The sequence below is a fragment of the Shewanella alkalitolerans genome (genome assembly GCF_019457575.1).
GTDB lineage: Bacteria > Pseudomonadota > Gammaproteobacteria > Enterobacterales > Shewanellaceae > Shewanella > Shewanella loihica.
The window spans coordinates 174,462-190,876 of the sequence record NZ_CP080422.1; the positions used below are offsets into that span (position 1 = coordinate 174,462).

Sequence of the window (16,415 nt, forward strand, 5' to 3'; positions counted from 1 at the left end):
AGTCGGTAAATAGATTGTAAAAAAGGCACCTCGGGTGCCTTTTTTTTACTTAAATTGGGTAAAAAGTTGGCTATTTCTTGACAGCGACCCCTTACCTTTCTAAAATTTCGCGTCCCACACCTGTGGGATATAGATTTTTCACACCTTACTGTTGAGTTTAATCAACTGATTCGGAGCTATACATGGCAACTGTAAACCAGTTGGTACGTAAGCCTCGCTCGCCAAAAGTCATCAAGACTAACGTGCCTGCGTTGAATGCGTGTCCACAAAAGCGTGGTGTTTGTACTCGCGTGTACACAACCACACCTAAAAAACCTAACTCTGCACTACGTAAAGTAGCTCGTGTGCGTCTAACTAACGGTTTCGAAGTTACTTCGTACATCGGCGGTGAAGGCCACAACCTGCAGGAGCACAGCGTGATTCTAATCCGTGGTGGTCGTGTTAAAGACTTACCAGGTGTTCGTTATCACACTGTTCGTGGCGCATTAGACTGTGCTGGTGTTAGTGAGCGTCGTCAAGGACGTTCTAAGTACGGAGCTAAGCGTCCTAAGTCTTAACGTTTTCCGTTAAGTAAGGCCAAGCTAGAGATAAATGTGATTCCAGTTTTGGGGTCCCTGAAGCATACGGAGAAATTGTTATGCCAAGACGTCGCGTTGTAGGACAACGTAAAATCCTACCAGATCCAAAATTTAATAGTGAGTTGCTGGCTAAGTTCATCAACGTCATTATGCAGGACGGCAAAAAGTCGACTGCTGAAAAAATCATTTACAAGGCACTAGACGTTGTCGCTGAGAAGAAAGGCGAAGAGCACCTAGTGATCCTTGAAGCAGCCCTGGATAACGTACGTCCAACTGTCGAGGTTAAGTCTCGTCGTGTTGGTGGTTCTACTTACCAGGTACCATGTGAAGTTCGTCCAGTGCGTCGTAACGCACTAGCGATGCGCTGGTTAGTTGAAGCTGCACGTAAGCGTGGTGAAAAATCTATGGCTCTACGTCTAGCAGGTGAAATGCTAGATGCTGCCGAAAACAAAGGCACTGCTGTTAAGAAGCGCGAAGACGTGCATCGTATGGCAGAAGCAAACAAAGCGTTTGCTCATTACCGCTGGTAATCTTTTGGTGCAGGCGATTGCCTGCACCATGTTTTACATCACTAAGGTGCCTACCTTAGTAAAGAGGGTTTAATCGTGGCTCGTACAACTCCAATTGAGCGCTACCGTAATATCGGTATCTGTGCTCACGTTGACGCAGGAAAAACCACAACTACAGAACGTGTTCTCTTCTATACCGGTATGTCTCACAAGATCGGTGAGGTGCATGATGGCGCTGCCACCATGGACTGGATGGAACAGGAGCAGGAGCGTGGTATTACTATCACCTCGGCGGCAACGACCACGTTCTGGCGCGGTATGGATGCTCAATTTACCGAGCATCGTATCAACATCATCGACACCCCTGGCCACGTTGACTTTACTATTGAAGTTGAGCGTTCGCTACGTGTACTCGATGGCGCAGTAGTTGTGTTCTGTGGTTCATCTGGTGTTGAACCTCAGTCCGAAACTGTATGGCGACAAGCGGACAAGTACCACGTCCCGCGCTTAGTGTTTGTCAATAAGATGGACCGCGCTGGTGCTGACTTTGAACGCGTCGTTGGACAGATACGTAACCGTCTGGGAGCGACTTGTGTACCTATTCAATTGAACATAGGTGCAGAAGAAGAGTTTAAGGGTGTCATTGACCTGATCAAGATGAAGGCCATTAACTGGAACGAATCAGATCAAGGTATGACCTTCAATTATGAAGAAATTCCCGCAGAGTTGGCCGACAAGGCCGCTGAGATGCGTGAATACCTAGTTGAGAGTGCGGCCGAAGCCTCTGAAGAACTGATGGACAAGTATCTTGAAGAAGGTGAGCTATCGGAAGAAGAGATCAAGGCAGCATTACGTCAGCGAACTCTGGCTAACGAGATCGTACTGGCTACCTGTGGTTCTGCATTTAAGAACAAGGGTGTGCAGGCGGTACTCGATGCTGTTATCGATTATTTGCCATCGCCAGTCGAAGTACCCGCCATTAAGGGTATTGACGAAAATGAGAATGAAGTCGAACGTCCAGCGGACGACAACGCGCCATTCTCTGCGTTAGCATTTAAGATCGCGACAGACCCATTCGTAGGAACACTGACCTTTGTGCGTGTTTATTCAGGCGTATTGGAAGCAGGTTCTGGCGTATATAACTCGGTCAAACAAAAGCGTGAGCGTATTGGTCGTATGGTGCAGATGCATGCAAACGACCGTAAAGAGATCAAAGAAGTCCGTGCTGGTGACATCGCGGCGGCTATTGGTCTGAAGGATGTTACCACTGGTGACACCCTATGCGATGCTGACCATAAAGTTATTCTCGAACGTATGGAGTTCCCTGAGCCCGTAATCACGATTGCCGTGGAGCCTAGATCTCAAGCCGACCAAGATAAGATGGGCATTGCGCTGCAGAAACTTGCTGCAGAAGATCCCTCTTTCCGCGTTGAGACCAACGAAGAATCGGGTCAAACCCTGATCTCTGGCATGGGCGAGTTGCACTTAGACATCATCGTCGACCGTATGCGTCGCGAATTCAGTGTCGAATGTAACGTAGGTAAGCCACAAGTAGCGTATCGTGAGACTATTCGCTCGAGTGTAGAAGTCGAAGGCAAGTTCGTTCGTCAATCTGGTGGCCGAGGTCAATTTGGTCACGTTTGGTTGAAGCTTGAACCTCAAGAAGAAGGTTTTGGCTATGAATTTGTCAACGAGATTGTTGGTGGTGTTGTTCCAAGAGAATACATCCCTGCAGTAGATAAAGGTATCCAGGAACAGATGAAGAATGGCGTACTCGCCGGTTTCCCTGTTCTGGACGTCAAAGTAACGCTGTTCGACGGCTCATACCATGATGTCGACTCGAACGAGATGGCGTTTAAGGTGGCCGCCTCTATGGGCTTCAAGAAGGGTGCTCTCGAAGCAGACCCTGTGTTACTCGAACCTTGTATGAAGGTTGAAGTAACCACTCCTGAAGATTACATGGGGGATGTAGTAGGCGACTTGAACCGACGTCGCGGCATGATCGAAGGTATGGACGACGGCATTGGCGGCGTCAAAATCGTTCGAGCTGTAGTACCTCTATCTGAAATGTTTGGTTACGCAACTGACTTGCGTAGCGCTACCCAAGGACGTGCCTCATACTCTATGGAGTTCCTGAAGTACTCGGATGCGCCGCAGAATGTTGCAAAATCAGTTATAGAAGCGCGCGGATAACCGCAAACTAGTCTATAACTCATAATTGAATGCTATTACTCAGCAAGGCTGAGTATTTCTGAAAAGAAAGGAATATATCGTGGCTAAAGAAAAATTTGAACGTAGTAAACCCCATGTTAACGTTGGTACCATCGGTCACGTTGACCATGGTAAAACAACTCTAACTGCTGCTATCTCTCACGTACTGACTAAGACTTACGGTGGTGAAGCTAAAGATTTCGCACAGATCGATAACGCTCCAGAAGAGCGTGAGCGCGGTATTACCATCAATACCTCTCACATCGAGTACGACACTCCAACTCGTCACTACGCACACGTAGACTGCCCAGGCCACGCTGACTATGTTAAAAACATGATCACTGGTGCTGCACAGATGGACGGCGCTATCCTAGTAGTAGCTTCTACTGACGGTCCAATGCCACAGACTCGTGAGCACATCCTGCTTTCTCGTCAGGTAGGTGTACCTTTCATCATCGTATTCATGAACAAGTGTGACATGGTTGACGATGAAGAACTGCTAGAACTAGTTGAGATGGAAGTTCGTGAACTGCTATCTGAATACGACTTCCCAGGTGATGACCTGCCAGTTATCCAAGGTTCAGCTCTGAAAGCCCTAGAAGGCGAGCCAGAGTGGGAAGCTAAGATCCTAGAACTAGCTGAAGCTCTAGATTCTTACATTCCAGAGCCAGAGCGTGCTATCGACGGTGCATTCATTCTGCCAATCGAAGACGTATTCTCAATCTCAGGCCGTGGTACTGTTGTAACTGGTCGTGTTGAGCGCGGTATCGTTAAAGTTGGTGACGAAGTAGAAATCGTAGGTATCAAAGAAACTACTAAGACTACTTGTACTGGTGTTGAAATGTTCCGTAAGCTGCTTGACGAAGGTCGTGCAGGTGAGAACTGTGGTGTACTACTACGTGGTACTAAGCGTGATGAAGTTGAGCGTGGTCAAGTACTGGCTCAGCCTGGTTCAATCACTCCACACACTCAGTTCGAATCAGAAGTATACGTACTGTCAAAAGAAGAAGGTGGTCGTCACACTCCATTCTTCAAAGGCTACCGTCCACAGTTCTACTTCCGTACAACTGACGTAACCGGTACTATCGAGCTGCCAGAAGGCGTTGAAATGGTAATGCCTGGTGACAACATCAAGATGGTTGTTACCCTGATCTGCCCAATCGCGATGGACGAAGGTCTACGTTTCGCTATCCGTGAAGGTGGCCGTACAGTTGGTGCTGGTGTTGTAGCTAAGATCATCGCTTAATAGCATTTGATTTTACAAACACACTGAAAAAGGCAGCTTAGGCTGCCTTTTTTATTGCCGGCGATTTGTTGGAAGAGGGGGCTAGCTTTTCTGATCTGGATAAGTATAATACTCGCCACTTTGAGAGTTAACGCATAACTGCTGTTAATTCGTTCAACGGGCTTGATCTTAAACTTTAGATCAGTATAATAGCCCCTCGCCTTAACCATTAGGCGAAGTTTGTCGGTTCTCGAAACCGACGTAAAATAATACAGCGACTCCGATTTGGAGTCGAACGGTTAAATCATCTCGCTCTGCTTTTCCGGTAAGGAAGAAGCTAGAGGGTGATTTTTTATGTGTCCATTTTAGGAGCTCTGGTCAATGCAGAACCAAAGAATCCGTATCCGCCTCAAAGGATTTGATCATCGTCTGATCGATCAATCTACCGCGGAAATCGTTGAAACTGCTAAGCGCACAGGCGCCCAGGTACGTGGTCCAATCCCACTACCAACGCGTAAAGAGCGTTATACCGTTTTGATCTCTCCACACGTTAATAAAGATGCGCGTGATCAGTACGAACTTCGTACTCATAAGCGTCTTGTTGACATCGTAGAGCCGACTGAAAAGACTGTAGATGCACTTATGCGTCTAGATCTGGCGGCAGGTGTTGACGTTCAAATTAGCTTAGGTTAATTGAGATCCTTAGAAGAGGTTTGAGAGATGGCTATCGGTCTTATCGGTCGTAAAGTAGGTATGACTCGCATCTTCACTGAAGATGGTGCGTCAATACCTGTAACAGTAATTGAAATCGCAGCTAACCGCGTTGCTCAAGTGAAAACTTTAGAAACTGACGGTTACCGTGCACTTCAAATTACTACTGGTACCAAAAAAGCTAATCGCATCACTAAACCAGAAGCAGGTCACTTTGCTAAGGCTGGCGTTGAAGCTGGTCGTGGTTTGTGGGAAATGCGTCTGGCTGACGGTGAAGGCGAAGGCATCGAAGTAGGTGCTGAGCTTAATGTTGATATCTTCGCTGACGTAGCGAAAGTTGATGTTACTGGTCAATCAAAGGGTAAAGGTTTCCAAGGCGGTATCAAGCGTTGGAACTTCCGTACTCAAGATGCAACACACGGTAACTCATTGGCACATAGAGCTAACGGTTCTATCGGTCAAAACCAAACACCTGGTCGCGTTTTCAAAGGTAAGAAAATGTCTGGCCACATGGGTGCAGAGCGTGTTACTACCCAGAATCTAGACGTTGTACGTGTAGACGCTGAGCGTAACCTGCTATTGGTTAAGGGTGCAGTTCCAGGCGCTACTAATGGCGACCTGATCATCAAGCCTGCCGTTAAAGCTTAGGTCTGAGGAGATAGTAATGGAATTGGTATTGAAAGACGCACAGAGTGCTCTTGAAGTTTCCGAAACTACCTTCGGCCGTGACTTTAATGAAGCACTGGTTCATCAGGTAGTTGTAGCATACGCTGCAAACGCGCGTCAGGGTACTCGTGCTCAAAAGACTCGCGCAGAAGTAACTGGCTCTGGCAAAAAGCCATGGCGCCAAAAAGGTACTGGCCGTGCTCGTGCTGGTACTGTTAAAGGCCCAATCTGGCGTGGCGGTGGCGTTTCATTCGCTGCTAAAACCCAAGATCACAGCCAAAAAGTAAACAAGAAGATGTACCGCGGAGCGCTTAAGAGCATTCTGTCTGAATTAGTACGTCAAGATCGTCTTGTTGTTGTTGAGTCATTCGGTGTTGAAGCTCCTAAGACTAAAGAGTTGAAGGCTAAGCTGAAAGACATGAAGCTGGAAGACGTATTAATTGTTACTCCAGAGATTGACGAGAACTTGTTCTTAGCTGCACGCAACCTGTACAAAGTTGACGTTCGCGACGTTGCTGGTATCGATCCAGTAAGCCTAATCGCGTTCGAAAAAGTACTGGTTACTGCCGATGCTGTTAAGCAAATCGAGGAGATGCTGGGATGATAAGCGAAGAACGTTTGCTAAAAGTTATTCTAGCGCCACACATCTCTGAAAAGAGTACTGTTTGCGCTGAAAATAACAACACGGTCGTTTTCCGTGTAGCTATCGATGCGACTAAAGCTGAAGTTAAAGCTGCAGTAGCTAAGTTGTTCGAAGTTGAAGTAGATTCAGTTCGCACTTTGGTTAACAAAGGTAAGACTAAGCGTCACGGTGCCCGTACTGGCCGTCGTAGCGATTGGAAAAAAGCCTATGTGACTTTAGCTGCTGGTGCTGACATCGATTTCGTCGGCGCTGAGTAAGCAAAGGAGAATTATCATGGCAGTTATTAAGTGTAAGCCAACCTCTGCTGGTCGTCGCCACGTTGTTAAAGTGGTGAACAGCGATCTGCATAAGGGTAAACCCTTTGCTGGCCTGTTGGCGAAAAAAGCTAAGAGCGGTGGCCGTAACAACACCGGTCGTATTACTGTTCGTCACGTAGGTGGTGGACACAAGCAGCACTACCGTATTGTTGACTTCAAGCGCAACAAAGACGGTATCCCTGCTAAAGTAGAGCGTTTGGAATATGATCCAAACCGTACCGCTAACATCGCACTTGTTTTGTATGCTGATGGTGAGCGTCGTTATATCCTTGCTGCTAAAGGCATGCAAGCTGGTGATCAAATCCAGTCTGGTATCGATGCTGAAATCAAAGCGGGTAACGCTTTGCCACTACGCAACATCCCAGTAGGTAGCGTTGTTCACGCAGTTGAAATGAAGCCTGGTAAAGGTGCTCAGATCGCTCGTTCAGCAGGTACCTACGTACAAGTTGTAGCTCGTGATGGCGCATACGCCACTCTACGTCTTCGCTCTGGCGAAATGCGTAAAGTGCCAGTAGATTGCCGCGCGACATTAGGTGAAGTTGGTAATGCCGAGCATATGCTACGCCAGTTGGGTAAAGCAGGTGCTAAGCGCTGGAGAGGCGTACGCCCAACAGTTCGTGGTGTTGCAATGAACCCAGTAGACCATCCACATGGTGGTGGTGAAGGCCGTACATCTGGTGGCCGTCACCCAGTGACTCCATGGGGTGTCCCAACTAAGGGTTATAAGACCCGTAGTAACAAACGCACCGACAAGTACATCGTACGTCGTCGTAACAAAAAGTAAGAGGATTCGCCATGCCACGTTCTCTCAAGAAAGGTCCATTCATTGACCTACACTTGCTGAAGAAGGTAGAGAAAGCGATGGAAGCGGGTGACAAGAAGCCTATCAAGACTTGGTCTCGCCGCTCAATGATCATTCCTAACATGATTGGAATGACCATCGCTGTCCATAATGGTCGTCAGCACGTACCTGTGTTCGTAACTGACGAGATGATCGGCCACAAGCTTGGTGAATTTTCACCAACTCGCACTTATCGCGGCCATGCTGCTGATAAGAAAGCGAAGAAGCGTTAATACGGGAGACTCGAGATGGAAGTTTTAGCTAAACATCGTTTTGCCCGTACGTCGCCTCAAAAGTGTCGTTTGGTTGCAGATCAAATTCGTGGACTGCCTGTTGCTAAGGCTCTTGAAATTTTGACTTTCAGCCCTAAGAAAGCAGCTGTACTAGTTAAGAAAGTACTAGACTCTGCTATCGCTAATGCTGAGCACAACGAAGGTGCTGACATTGACGAGCTGAAAGTTGGAAAAGTCTTTGTAGACGAGGGTCCAACTATGAAGCGTATCATGCCACGTGCTAAAGGCCGTGCTGATCGTATTATCAAGCGTACCAGCCACATCACTGTGGTTGTGTCAGATCGCTAGGAGTTAGCAATGGGACAGAAAGTACATCCTAATGGTATCCGTCTGGGTATCACTAAGCCTTGGATCTCGACTTGGTACGCTGATAAATCAGATTATGCCAACAATCTAAGCAGCGACTGGGAAGTGCGTAAGTTTCTAGAAAAGAAACTTAAGCAAGCCTCAGTCTCTAAGATTGTTATCGAGCGTCCAGCTAAGAGTGTTCGCGTTACCATTCACACTGCCCGTCCAGGTGTTGTGATCGGTAAGAAAGGCGAAGATGTTGAAAAGCTGCGCAACGAAGTTGCTAAGTTGACTGGTATTCCAGCTCAAATCAACATCGCTGAAATCCGTAAGCCAGAGCTAGATGCGAAGCTGGTTGCCGAAGGCATCGCTTCTCAGCTAGAGCGTCGTGTAATGTTCCGTCGTGCTATGAAGCGTGCGGTACAGAACGCTATGCGTCTAGGTGCTAAGGGTATCAAAGTTGAAGTGAGCGGCCGTTTAGGCGGTGCTGAGATTGCGCGTTCAGAGTGGTATCGTGAAGGTCGTGTGCCTCTACATACACTGCGTGCTGATATCGATTATTCTACTGCAGAAAGTCACACTCAATACGGTGTGATCGGCGTTAAAGTTTGGGTCTTCAAAGGTGAAGTTCTAGACGGCGTTGTTCCTGCGCTAGAAGAGCCGAAACAGCAGCCGAAGCGTAAGCCTCGCGGTAAATAGGAGAGCTGGCAATGCTGCAACCAAAACGAATGAAGTTTCGTAAAATGTTCAAAGGCCGTAACCGCGGTCTGGCGAACGGCACTGAAGTAAGCTTCGGTGAGTTCGGTTTGAAAGCTGTTGGACGTGGCCGTCTGACTGCTCGTCAAATCGAATCTGCGCGTCGTGCTATGACACGTCACATTAAACGTCAAGGTCAAATTTGGATCCGCGTTTTCCCTGACAAGCCAATCACCTCTAAGCCTCTTGAAGTGCGTATGGGTAAAGGTAAGGGTAACGTTGAATACTGGGTTTGCCAGATTCAACCTGGTAAGGTTCTTTATGAGATGAATGGTGTATCAGAAGAGTTGGCTCGTGAAGCTTTCACTCTTGCTGCTGCCAAGCTTCCTATTAAGACTACCTTCGTAACTAAGACGGTGATGTAATGAAAGCGAGCGAACTAACTCAGAAGAGCGTTGAAGAACTGAACGCTGAACTGCTTGGTCTGCTGCGTGAGCAGTTTAATCTGCGTATGCAACACGCCACTGGTCAGTTGACTCAGACTCACCAGCTCAAAATCGTGCGTCGTAACATTGCGCGCGTTAAGACCATTATTACTTCTAAGGCGGGTGCATAATGACTGATAAAATCCGTACTTTGCAAGGTCGTGTACTTAGCAACAAGATGGACAAGTCTATCACTGTAGCTATTGAGCGTAAGGTTAAGCATCCTCTATACGGGAAGTTTATCAAGCGTACTACTAAGATCCATGCACATGACGAAACAAATCAGTGTAATGCTGGCGATATCGTGACTATTCGCGAATGCCGTCCGCTGTCTAAGACTAAGTCTTGGACTCTGGTTGAAGTAGTAACAAAAGCCTAATTTAATTAGGTGATTAGCGAAACGGCTCCTAGATTTGGGGCCGTTTTTATTTTTAATACTATCTATTCCTATTTTGCGGTGTTATACTTGCGCGCCATTTTAGACGTTATTTGGTCTAGAATGGTTTAAAAATGCCCCAAATATGGGATTAGTGAAGTAACGATAGCGGAGCACTTAAAATGATCCAAATGCAATCGACTCTAGAAGTCGCCTGTAACAGTGGCGCTCGTAGAGTTCAGTGTATTAAGGTCTTGGGTGGCTCTCATCGTCGTTATGCCGGTATCGGCGACGTCATCAAGGTTTCTGTAAAAGAAGCAATTCCTCGCGGTAAAGCGAAGAAAGGTGACGTGTATAACGCGGTGGTAGTCCGTACTAAGAAAGGCGTACGTCGTCCAGATGGTTCTGTCATTCGCTTCGATCGCAATGCAGCGGTATTGCTAAACGCAAACCTTGCACCGATTGGTACTCGTATCTTTGGACCAGTGACGCGTGAACTGCGTACAGAACAATTTATGAAAATTGTTTCTCTGGCACCAGAAGTACTGTAAGGAGCTTCAAAATGGCAGCTAAAATCCGTCGTGAAGACGAAGTAATTGTACTAGCAGGTAAAGACAAGGGTAAACGCGGTAAGGTTTCTCGAGTTTTACCAACTGGTAAATTAATTGTAGAAGGCATCAATCTGATCAAGAAGCACCAGAAGCCTAACCCACAAATGGGTGTGACTGGTGGTATCGTTGAGAAAGAAGCGCCAATACAAGCATCAAATGTAGCGATTTTCAACTCTGCCACTGGCAAAGCTGATCGCGTTGGTTTCCGATTTGAAGACGGCAAAAAAGTCCGTTTCTTTAAGTCGAACAGTGAACTCGTTAAGTAATTGGAGTAAACGATGGCGAAACTGCATGATAAATATAAAGAGACTGTTATCGCTGAGCTTTCTAAGAAGTTCGGTTATACCAGTGTCATGCAAGTCCCTCGGATTGAGAAAATCACCCTTAATATGGGTGTTGGCGAAGCTGTAGCAGATAAGAAAGTTATGGAGCACGCGCTTCGTGACATGACTGCTATCGCTGGTCAAAAGCCAGTTGTAACTGTTGCTCGTAAATCAGTTGCTGGTTTTAAAATCCGTGATGGCTACCCGATCGGCTGCAAGGTTACCCTGCGTGGTGAACGCATGTGGGAATTCCTTGAGCGTTTAGTTGATATCGCAATCCCGCGTATCCGCGACTTCCGTGGTCTGAGCGCTAAGTCGTTCGACGGACGTGGTAACTACGCAATGGGTGTACGTGAGCAAATCATCTTCCCGGAAATCGATTACGATAAAATCGATAAGATCCGCGGTATGGATATTGTTATCACTACTACTGCGAAGAATGACGAAGAAGGCCGTGCTTTACTAGACGCCTTTAACTTCCCATTCAAGAAATAAGGGTAGCGAAATGGCAAAAAGTTCAATGAAAGCACGTGAAGCAAAACGTGCCAAGCTCGTGGCTAAGTATGCTGAAAAGCGTCTAGCTCTTAAGGCTATCATTAGCAATCCAACTACTTCTGATGAAGATCGTTGGGATGCAGTTCTTAAGCTGCAAGGTCTACCACGTGACTCAAGTGCTGCGCGTCAGCGTAATCGTTGTAGTCAAACTGGTCGCCCACATGGTTTCCTACGCAAGTTCGGCCTGAGCCGTATCAAATTGCGTGAAGCTACCATGCGTGGTGAAGTTCCTGGTCTGCGTAAGGCCAGCTGGTAATACTTGTCACGGAGTAAGCTAATATGAGCATGCAAGATCCAATTGCGGATATGTTAACTCGCATTCGTAACGGCCAAGCTGCTAACAAAGTATCAGTATCTATGCCTTCTGCTAAGCTGAAAGTTGCTATCGCACAGACGCTTAAAGAAGAAGGTTACATCACTGACTACACCGTAGCAGGCGAAGCCAAGCCGGTTTTGGAAATCACTTTGAAGTATTTCCAAGGCCAACCAGTCGTTGAGACTATCCAGCGCGTAAGTCGTCCTGGTCTTCGTATTTACAAAGGTAAAAACGATCTACCAAAGGTGATGGGCGGTCTGGGTGTCGCAATCGTGTCCACTTCTAAAGGTTTGATGACTGATCGTGCCGCCCGCCAACAAGGCATGGGTGGAGAAGTTATCTGCTACGTAGCATAAGGAGCTAGCAATGTCTCGTGTCGCAAAAGCACCAGTCGCTATCCCTGCAGGCGTAGAAGTGACTTTAAACGAACAAACTATCACCGTAAAAGGTGCTAAAGGTAGTTTGACTCGAGTAATCAACGCTGACGTTTCTGTTGTTGTTGAAAACAACGAAATCAAGTGTTCACCAGCTGAAGGCGTAACTAGCGCTGCACAAGCTGGTACAGCTCGAGCACTAATCAACAACATGGTTGTTGGTGTTAACGAAGGTTTCGAAAGAAAGCTGACTCTAGTTGGTGTTGGTTACCGTGCAAAAATTGCTGGTAACGGTATCGACCTGACTCTAGGTTTCTCACACCCTCTAGTACACCAGCTTCCTGACGGCGTAACTGCTGAGTGTCCATCACAAACTGAAATCGTACTTAAGAGTACTGATAAGCAGCTTGTTGGTCAGGTTGCAGCAGAAATTCGTGGCTACCGTCCACCAGAGCCTTACAAAGGCAAGGGTGTTCGCTATGCTGATGAACAAGTACGCCGTAAAGAGGCTAAGAAGAAGTAGGTAACGCGATATGGATAAGAAAACATCTCGCTTACGCCGCGCGACTCGCGCCCGTAAGAAGATCCAAGAGCTGGGCGTTAACCGTCTGGTTGTACATCGTACACCACGTCACACATACGCACAGGTTATTGATGCCAACGCGCAAGTTGTGGCGGCAGCTTCTACTGCTGAAAAAGCGGTATCAGAGCAGCTTAAATACACAGGTAACGTAGAAGCGGCTAAAGCAGTAGGTAAGACTATTGCTGAGCGTGCTATCGAGAAAGGCGTAACTGTAGTTGCATTCGATCGTTCCGGCTTTAAGTATCACGGACGCGTAGCTGCCCTGGCAGACGCTGCTCGTGAAGCTGGCCTACAGTTCTAAGGAATGATTAAAAATGGCTAAATTTGAAGCTCCACAAAAAGACGATCTGCAAGAGAAGTTAGTTGCAGTAAATCGTGTTTCTAAAGTAGTTAAAGGCGGACGTATCTTTAGCTTCACTGCACTGACTGTAGTGGGTGACGGCAACGGTAAAGTCGGCTATGGCTATGGTAAAGCGCGTGAAGTACCTGCTGCTATCCAGAAAGCAATGGAAAAGGCTCGCCGTAACATTGTTTCTGTTGAACTTGTAAATGGTACTTTGCACCACCCTGTTAAGGGCCGTCACACTGGTTCGCGTGTTTACATGCAACCAGCTTCTGAAGGTACTGGTATTATTGCCGGTGGTGCGATGCGTGCCGTATTGGAAGTAGCAGGCGTTCATAACGTTCTGTCAAAAGCATACGGTTCTACTAACCCGATCAACATCGTTCGCGCAACTGTAGATGCGTTGGTGCACATGAAGTCACCAGCTCAAATCGCAGCTAAGCGTGGCCTGAATGTTGATGAAATTCGAGGTTAAGCACCATGGCTACTAAAACATTAAAAGTAACTCAGACTAAGAGTTCAATTGGCCGTCTGCCTAAGCACCGCGCCACATTGACTGGTCTAGGTCTACGCCGTATTAATCACACCGTTGAGCTGGAAGATACTCCTGCTGTTCGCGGTATGATTAACAAGGTTTACTACATGGTTAAGGTGGAGGATTAATCAATGAAATTGAATACTCTATCACCTGCTGCAGGTGCAAAATCAGCAGCTAAGCGTGTAGGTCGCGGTATCGGTTCTGGCCTAGGTAAGACTGCTGGTCGCGGTCACAAAGGTCAGAAGTCACGTTCTGGTGGCGGTGTTCGCGTCGGTTTCGAAGGTGGTCAAATGCCACTTAAGATCCGTTTGCCTAAGTTTGGTTTTACTTCGCGTAAAGCGATGGTAACTGCCGAAATTCGTGTAAGCGAACTGGCTAAAGTTAACGGTGATGTTGTCGACTTGAATGCACTGAAAGATGCGAATCTTGTTACTCGCAACATACAGTTTGCTAAAGTCGTTCTTTCAGGTACCATTGAACGCCCAGTGACCGTTAAAGGTCTGAAGGTAACCAAAGGTGCACGTGCAGCGATCGAAGCTGCCGGCGGAAAGATCGAGGAATAATACGTCGATGGCAAAACCAGGACTTGATTTAAAAAGCGCGAAGGGCGGTTTATCAGAATTGAAAGCCCGCCTACTGTTCGTGATTGGTGCGATTATCGTCTTTAGAGCCGGTTCGTTCGTACCAATTCCTGGTATTGACGCAGCTGTATTAGCAGAGCTGTTTAATCAGCAGAAGGGTACCATCTTAGGCATGTTTAACATGTTCTCTGGTGGCGCCCTTGAACGTGCTTCTATCTTTGCTCTTGGTATCATGCCGTACATCTCGGCATCGATCATCATGCAGCTATTGACTGTGGTACATCCTGCACTGGCCGAACTGAAGAAGGAAGGCGAGTCAGGACGTAAGAAGATCAGTCAGTATACTCGATATGGCACACTGGTCTTGGGTACATTCCAAGCGATCGGTATCGCAACGGGTCTGCCAAACCTGGTCCCTGGTTTAGTTGTAAACCTTGGATTCGGTTTCTACTTCGTTGCAGTAGTGAGTTTGGTCACAGGAACCATGTTCCTCATGTGGCTGGGTGAACAGATCACCGAACGAGGCATAGGTAACGGTATCTCGATTCTTATTTTCGCAGGTATTGTAGCCGGTCTACCTTCTGCTATCGGCCAAACGGCCGAGCAGGCGCGTCAAGGCGACTTGAACGTACTAGTATTATTGTTGATTGCAGTGATCGTATTTGCTGTGACCTATTTTGTTGTGTTTGTGGAGCGTGGACAGCGTCGTATCGTTGTTAACTATGCTAAGCGTCAGCAGGGCCGTAAGGTGTTTGCCGCGCAGAGCACTCACTTACCGCTTAAGGTCAACATGGCAGGTGTGATTCCACCAATCTTTGCGTCAAGCATCATTTTGTTCCCAGGCACACTGGCTCAGTGGTTTGGTCAGAATGAAGGCTTGTCTTGGTTAAGTGATTTTTCACTTGCTGTATCGCCAGGTCAGCCGCTTTACTCATTGTTGTATGCAACAGCGATTATCTTCTTCTGTTTCTTCTATACTGCGTTGGTATTTAACCCACGTGAAACAGCAGACAATCTGAAGAAGAGTGGTGCGTTTATTCCCGGGATCCGTCCTGGAGAACAGACTTCGCGATATATAGATAAAGTAATGACTCGCCTAACACTGGCCGGTGCATTATATATTACCTTTATCTGTTTAATTCCGGAGTTCATGTTAATCGCGTGGAAAGTACAGTTCTATTTTGGCGGTACTTCACTACTAATTATGGTAGTCGTGATCATGGACTTCATGGCTCAGGTTCAGACCCATATGATGTCACATCAGTATGAGTCTGTGATGAAGAAAGCTAACCTAGTGAATAAAGCGAACTTAGATCGCTTTGGTCGCTAAGTAGCTTTACGGAGTGATGAAATGAAAGTTCGAGCTTCCGTGAAGAAGATCTGCCGTAACTGCAAGATCGTAAAGCGTAGCGGCGTTGTACGCGTTATCTGTGTTGAACCAAAACACAAACAGCGTCAAGGCTAAAAACTTTTTGACCAGCTCAGTTTCTGAGCTGGTCAAAATATTATTTGCAAAATCGTCATCTGTCGAGTATCCTACCGGGCTTTTCACAGATGGCCTTTAACTTATGAGGAGTGCATAGTGGCCCGTATCGCTGGCATTAACATTCCTGATCAGAAGCACACAGTCATTGCATTGACTGCTATCTACGGTATTGGACTAACTCGCGCACAACAAATCTGCGCGGCTACTTCAATTGCTGAAGATGCTAAGATCAAGGAATTGAGCGAAGCTCAAATAGACACACTACGCGAAGAAGTTGCTAAATACATTGTAGAAGGTGACTTGCGTCGTGAGATCTCTATGAACATCAAGCGTCTGATGGACCTTGGTTGTTATCGTGGTCTCCGCCACCGTCGTAGCCTGCCCCTTCGTGGGCAACGTACCAAGACCAATGCGCGTACTCGCAAAGGTCCACGTAAGCCAATTAGAAAGTAACGGGAAGGTAAACCAATATGGCTAAAGTTCCGTCACGTTCAACGCGCAAGCGCGTACGTAAACAGGTTGCTGATGGCATGGCTCATATCCATGCATCTTTCAACAACACCATTATCACCATTACAGATCGTCAAGGTAATGCACTTTCTTGGGCAACTTCTGGTGGTTCAGGTTTCCGTGGTTCACGTAAATCTACCCCATTTGCTGCACAGGTAGCTGCTGAGCGCGCAGGTGTTGCTGCTCAGGACTACGGTGTTAAAAACCTTGAAGTTTTCGTGAAGGGTCCAGGTCCAGGACGTGAGTCAGCTATTCGAGCGCTGAACGCGGTTGGTTACAAGATAACCAACATTACCGATGTGACGCCGATCCCTCATAATGGTTGTCGTCCTCCTAAGAAACGTCGCGTGTAATCG

The 16,415-nt window shown here is 47.1% G+C and carries 29 protein-coding genes; all 29 read left to right on the top strand.

All coding sequences use genetic code 11. The features are described from left to right. The first annotated feature begins 182 nt into the window (after positions 1–182). Positions 183–557, top strand: coding sequence for a 30S ribosomal protein S12 (gene rpsL / locus K0J45_RS00805; RefSeq protein WP_011863962.1), 375 nt, complete (start codon positions 183–185; stop codon positions 555–557). 80 nt (positions 558–637) lie between these two features. Further along, on the top strand, positions 638–1,108 hold the full coding sequence (rpsG, locus tag K0J45_RS00810; protein ID WP_011863963.1) for a 30S ribosomal protein S7: 471 nt from the start codon (positions 638–640) through the stop codon (positions 1,106–1,108). A gap of 75 nt (positions 1,109–1,183) precedes the next feature. Beyond that, entirely contained in the window at positions 1,184–3,280 is a 2,097-nt protein-coding gene (fusA, locus tag K0J45_RS00815; protein WP_220043890.1) for an elongation factor G, read from the top strand. Positions 3,281–3,359: 79 nt separating this feature from the next. After that, on the top strand, positions 3,360–4,544 hold the full coding sequence (gene tuf, locus K0J45_RS00820; RefSeq protein WP_011863965.1) for an elongation factor Tu: 1,185 nt from the start codon (positions 3,360–3,362) through the stop codon (positions 4,542–4,544). Positions 4,545–4,904: 360 nt separating this feature from the next. Then, positions 4,905–5,216 (top strand): 30S ribosomal protein S10, encoded by a 312-nt coding sequence (gene rpsJ, locus K0J45_RS00825; RefSeq protein WP_011070616.1) that lies wholly within the window; start codon positions 4,905–4,907, stop codon positions 5,214–5,216. A 27-nt stretch (positions 5,217–5,243) separates the two neighbouring features. Then, positions 5,244–5,882, top strand: a complete 639-nt coding sequence (gene rplC, locus K0J45_RS00830; protein ID WP_011863966.1) for a 50S ribosomal protein L3 — start codon at positions 5,244–5,246, stop codon at positions 5,880–5,882. A gap of 16 nt (positions 5,883–5,898) precedes the next feature. Next, the gene (gene rplD, locus K0J45_RS00835; protein WP_011863967.1) at positions 5,899–6,504 is read left to right on the top strand and encodes a 50S ribosomal protein L4; all 606 of its coding nucleotides are present in this window, start codon (positions 5,899–5,901) and stop codon (positions 6,502–6,504) included. Continuing rightward, the gene (gene rplW / locus K0J45_RS00840; RefSeq protein ID WP_011863968.1) at positions 6,501–6,800 is read left to right on the top strand and encodes a 50S ribosomal protein L23; all 300 of its coding nucleotides are present in this window, start codon (positions 6,501–6,503) and stop codon (positions 6,798–6,800) included. Before rplD ends, rplW begins: the two co-directional genes overlap by 4 nt. A gap of 16 nt (positions 6,801–6,816) precedes the next feature. Then, positions 6,817–7,644: a 50S ribosomal protein L2 gene (rplB, locus tag K0J45_RS00845; protein WP_011863969.1), complete on the top strand. Its 828-nt coding sequence runs from the start codon at positions 6,817–6,819 to the stop codon at positions 7,642–7,644. An 11-nt stretch (positions 7,645–7,655) separates the two neighbouring features. Then, a complete protein-coding gene (gene rpsS / locus K0J45_RS00850) occupies positions 7,656–7,934 on the top strand; it encodes a 30S ribosomal protein S19 (RefSeq protein WP_011863970.1) in 279 nt (92 codons plus the stop codon). Between the two features lie 15 nt (positions 7,935–7,949). Next, complete coding sequence (gene rplV / locus K0J45_RS00855; protein WP_011863971.1) at positions 7,950–8,282, top strand: 50S ribosomal protein L22; 333 nt, start codon at positions 7,950–7,952, stop codon at positions 8,280–8,282. Positions 8,283–8,291: 9 nt separating this feature from the next. Beyond that, positions 8,292–8,981 (top strand): 30S ribosomal protein S3, encoded by a 690-nt coding sequence (rpsC, locus tag K0J45_RS00860; protein ID WP_011863972.1) that lies wholly within the window; start codon positions 8,292–8,294, stop codon positions 8,979–8,981. A gap of 11 nt (positions 8,982–8,992) precedes the next feature. Then, complete coding sequence (gene rplP, locus K0J45_RS00865; RefSeq protein ID WP_011863973.1) at positions 8,993–9,403, top strand: 50S ribosomal protein L16; 411 nt, start codon at positions 8,993–8,995, stop codon at positions 9,401–9,403. Further along, a complete protein-coding gene (gene rpmC / locus K0J45_RS00870) occupies positions 9,403–9,594 on the top strand; it encodes a 50S ribosomal protein L29 (RefSeq protein ID WP_011863974.1) in 192 nt (63 codons plus the stop codon). The genes rplP and rpmC overlap by 1 nt, the downstream gene beginning before the upstream one ends. Next, positions 9,594–9,842 (top strand): 30S ribosomal protein S17, encoded by a 249-nt coding sequence (rpsQ, locus tag K0J45_RS00875; protein ID WP_011863975.1) that lies wholly within the window; start codon positions 9,594–9,596, stop codon positions 9,840–9,842. Before rpmC ends, rpsQ begins: the two co-directional genes overlap by 1 nt. 179 nt (positions 9,843–10,021) lie before the next feature. Further along, complete coding sequence (gene rplN / locus K0J45_RS00880) at positions 10,022–10,390, top strand: 50S ribosomal protein L14 (RefSeq protein WP_011863976.1); 369 nt, start codon at positions 10,022–10,024, stop codon at positions 10,388–10,390. Positions 10,391–10,401: 11 nt separating this feature from the next. Continuing rightward, entirely contained in the window at positions 10,402–10,716 is a 315-nt protein-coding gene (gene rplX / locus K0J45_RS00885) for a 50S ribosomal protein L24 (protein WP_011863977.1), read from the top strand. Between the two features lie 12 nt (positions 10,717–10,728). Continuing rightward, positions 10,729–11,268 (top strand): 50S ribosomal protein L5, encoded by a 540-nt coding sequence (rplE, locus tag K0J45_RS00890; RefSeq protein ID WP_011863978.1) that lies wholly within the window; start codon positions 10,729–10,731, stop codon positions 11,266–11,268. A gap of 10 nt (positions 11,269–11,278) precedes the next feature. Next, positions 11,279–11,584, top strand: coding sequence for a 30S ribosomal protein S14 (rpsN, locus tag K0J45_RS00895; RefSeq protein WP_011863979.1), 306 nt, complete (start codon positions 11,279–11,281; stop codon positions 11,582–11,584). A 23-nt stretch (positions 11,585–11,607) separates the two neighbouring features. Continuing rightward, positions 11,608–12,000: a 30S ribosomal protein S8 gene (rpsH, locus tag K0J45_RS00900; RefSeq protein WP_011863980.1), complete on the top strand. Its 393-nt coding sequence runs from the start codon at positions 11,608–11,610 to the stop codon at positions 11,998–12,000. Between the two features lie 10 nt (positions 12,001–12,010). Continuing rightward, positions 12,011–12,541, top strand: a complete 531-nt coding sequence (gene rplF / locus K0J45_RS00905) for a 50S ribosomal protein L6 (RefSeq protein ID WP_011863981.1) — start codon at positions 12,011–12,013, stop codon at positions 12,539–12,541. A gap of 10 nt (positions 12,542–12,551) precedes the next feature. Next, complete coding sequence (rplR, locus tag K0J45_RS00910) at positions 12,552–12,902, top strand: 50S ribosomal protein L18 (RefSeq protein ID WP_011863982.1); 351 nt, start codon at positions 12,552–12,554, stop codon at positions 12,900–12,902. Between the two features lie 13 nt (positions 12,903–12,915). After that, positions 12,916–13,419, top strand: a complete 504-nt coding sequence (rpsE, locus tag K0J45_RS00915; RefSeq protein WP_011863983.1) for a 30S ribosomal protein S5 — start codon at positions 12,916–12,918, stop codon at positions 13,417–13,419. Between the two features lie 5 nt (positions 13,420–13,424). Further along, entirely contained in the window at positions 13,425–13,607 is a 183-nt protein-coding gene (gene rpmD, locus K0J45_RS00920; protein ID WP_011863984.1) for a 50S ribosomal protein L30, read from the top strand. Positions 13,608–13,610: 3 nt separating this feature from the next. Beyond that, positions 13,611–14,045 carry a 50S ribosomal protein L15 gene (gene rplO, locus K0J45_RS00925; protein ID WP_011863985.1) on the top strand — a complete coding sequence of 145 codons (435 nt, stop codon included), beginning with the start codon at positions 13,611–13,613 and terminating at the stop codon, positions 14,043–14,045. A 7-nt stretch (positions 14,046–14,052) separates the two neighbouring features. Further along, entirely contained in the window at positions 14,053–15,393 is a 1,341-nt protein-coding gene (secY, locus tag K0J45_RS00930) for a preprotein translocase subunit SecY (protein ID WP_011863986.1), read from the top strand. Positions 15,394–15,414: 21 nt separating this feature from the next. Beyond that, entirely contained in the window at positions 15,415–15,528 is a 114-nt protein-coding gene (gene rpmJ, locus K0J45_RS00935) for a 50S ribosomal protein L36 (RefSeq protein ID WP_006083579.1), read from the top strand. A gap of 117 nt (positions 15,529–15,645) precedes the next feature. After that, positions 15,646–16,002 carry a 30S ribosomal protein S13 gene (rpsM, locus tag K0J45_RS00940; RefSeq protein ID WP_011863987.1) on the top strand — a complete coding sequence of 119 codons (357 nt, stop codon included), beginning with the start codon at positions 15,646–15,648 and terminating at the stop codon, positions 16,000–16,002. Between the two features lie 17 nt (positions 16,003–16,019). Continuing rightward, on the top strand, positions 16,020–16,412 hold the full coding sequence (rpsK, locus tag K0J45_RS00945) for a 30S ribosomal protein S11 (protein ID WP_011863988.1): 393 nt from the start codon (positions 16,020–16,022) through the stop codon (positions 16,410–16,412). The last annotated feature ends 3 nt before the right edge of the window (positions 16,413–16,415 follow it).

Excerpts from the sequence above, each read along its gene's own strand:
- rpsQ (WP_011863975.1), top strand. The coding sequence starts at position 9,594 with ATGACTGATAAAATCCGTACTTTGCAAGGTCGTGTACTTAGCAACAAG.
- rplV (WP_011863971.1), top strand. The coding sequence starts at position 7,950 with ATGGAAGTTTTAGCTAAACATCGTTTTGCCCGTACGTCGCCTCAAAAG.
- rplF (WP_011863981.1), top strand. The coding sequence starts at position 12,011 with ATGTCTCGTGTCGCAAAAGCACCAGTCGCTATCCCTGCAGGCGTAGAA.
- rplW (WP_011863968.1), top strand. The coding sequence starts at position 6,501 with ATGATAAGCGAAGAACGTTTGCTAAAAGTTATTCTAGCGCCACACATC.
- secY (WP_011863986.1), top strand. The coding sequence starts at position 14,053 with ATGGCAAAACCAGGACTTGATTTAAAAAGCGCGAAGGGCGGTTTATCA.
- rplB (WP_011863969.1), top strand. The coding sequence starts at position 6,817 with ATGGCAGTTATTAAGTGTAAGCCAACCTCTGCTGGTCGTCGCCACGTT.
- rplX (WP_011863977.1), top strand. The coding sequence starts at position 10,402 with ATGGCAGCTAAAATCCGTCGTGAAGACGAAGTAATTGTACTAGCAGGT.
- rpmD (WP_011863984.1), top strand. The coding sequence starts at position 13,425 with ATGGCTACTAAAACATTAAAAGTAACTCAGACTAAGAGTTCAATTGGC.
- rplR (WP_011863982.1), top strand. The coding sequence starts at position 12,552 with ATGGATAAGAAAACATCTCGCTTACGCCGCGCGACTCGCGCCCGTAAG.
- rpsJ (WP_011070616.1), top strand. The coding sequence starts at position 4,905 with ATGCAGAACCAAAGAATCCGTATCCGCCTCAAAGGATTTGATCATCGT.
- rplO (WP_011863985.1), top strand. The coding sequence starts at position 13,611 with ATGAAATTGAATACTCTATCACCTGCTGCAGGTGCAAAATCAGCAGCT.
- rpsN (WP_011863979.1), top strand. The coding sequence starts at position 11,279 with ATGGCAAAAAGTTCAATGAAAGCACGTGAAGCAAAACGTGCCAAGCTC.
- rplP (WP_011863973.1), top strand. The coding sequence starts at position 8,993 with ATGCTGCAACCAAAACGAATGAAGTTTCGTAAAATGTTCAAAGGCCGT.
- rpsS (WP_011863970.1), top strand. The coding sequence starts at position 7,656 with ATGCCACGTTCTCTCAAGAAAGGTCCATTCATTGACCTACACTTGCTG.
- rplN (WP_011863976.1), top strand. The coding sequence starts at position 10,022 with ATGATCCAAATGCAATCGACTCTAGAAGTCGCCTGTAACAGTGGCGCT.
- rpsK (WP_011863988.1), top strand. The coding sequence starts at position 16,020 with ATGGCTAAAGTTCCGTCACGTTCAACGCGCAAGCGCGTACGTAAACAG.
- rpsH (WP_011863980.1), top strand. The coding sequence starts at position 11,608 with ATGAGCATGCAAGATCCAATTGCGGATATGTTAACTCGCATTCGTAAC.
- rplC (WP_011863966.1), top strand. The coding sequence starts at position 5,244 with ATGGCTATCGGTCTTATCGGTCGTAAAGTAGGTATGACTCGCATCTTC.
- rpsL (WP_011863962.1), top strand. The coding sequence starts at position 183 with ATGGCAACTGTAAACCAGTTGGTACGTAAGCCTCGCTCGCCAAAAGTC.
- rpmJ (WP_006083579.1), top strand. The coding sequence starts at position 15,415 with ATGAAAGTTCGAGCTTCCGTGAAGAAGATCTGCCGTAACTGCAAGATC.
- rplE (WP_011863978.1), top strand. The coding sequence starts at position 10,729 with ATGGCGAAACTGCATGATAAATATAAAGAGACTGTTATCGCTGAGCTT.
- rpsG (WP_011863963.1), top strand. The coding sequence starts at position 638 with ATGCCAAGACGTCGCGTTGTAGGACAACGTAAAATCCTACCAGATCCA.
- rpsE (WP_011863983.1), top strand. The coding sequence starts at position 12,916 with ATGGCTAAATTTGAAGCTCCACAAAAAGACGATCTGCAAGAGAAGTTA.
- rpsC (WP_011863972.1), top strand. The coding sequence starts at position 8,292 with ATGGGACAGAAAGTACATCCTAATGGTATCCGTCTGGGTATCACTAAG.
- rpmC (WP_011863974.1), top strand. The coding sequence starts at position 9,403 with ATGAAAGCGAGCGAACTAACTCAGAAGAGCGTTGAAGAACTGAACGCT.
- rplD (WP_011863967.1), top strand. The coding sequence starts at position 5,899 with ATGGAATTGGTATTGAAAGACGCACAGAGTGCTCTTGAAGTTTCCGAA.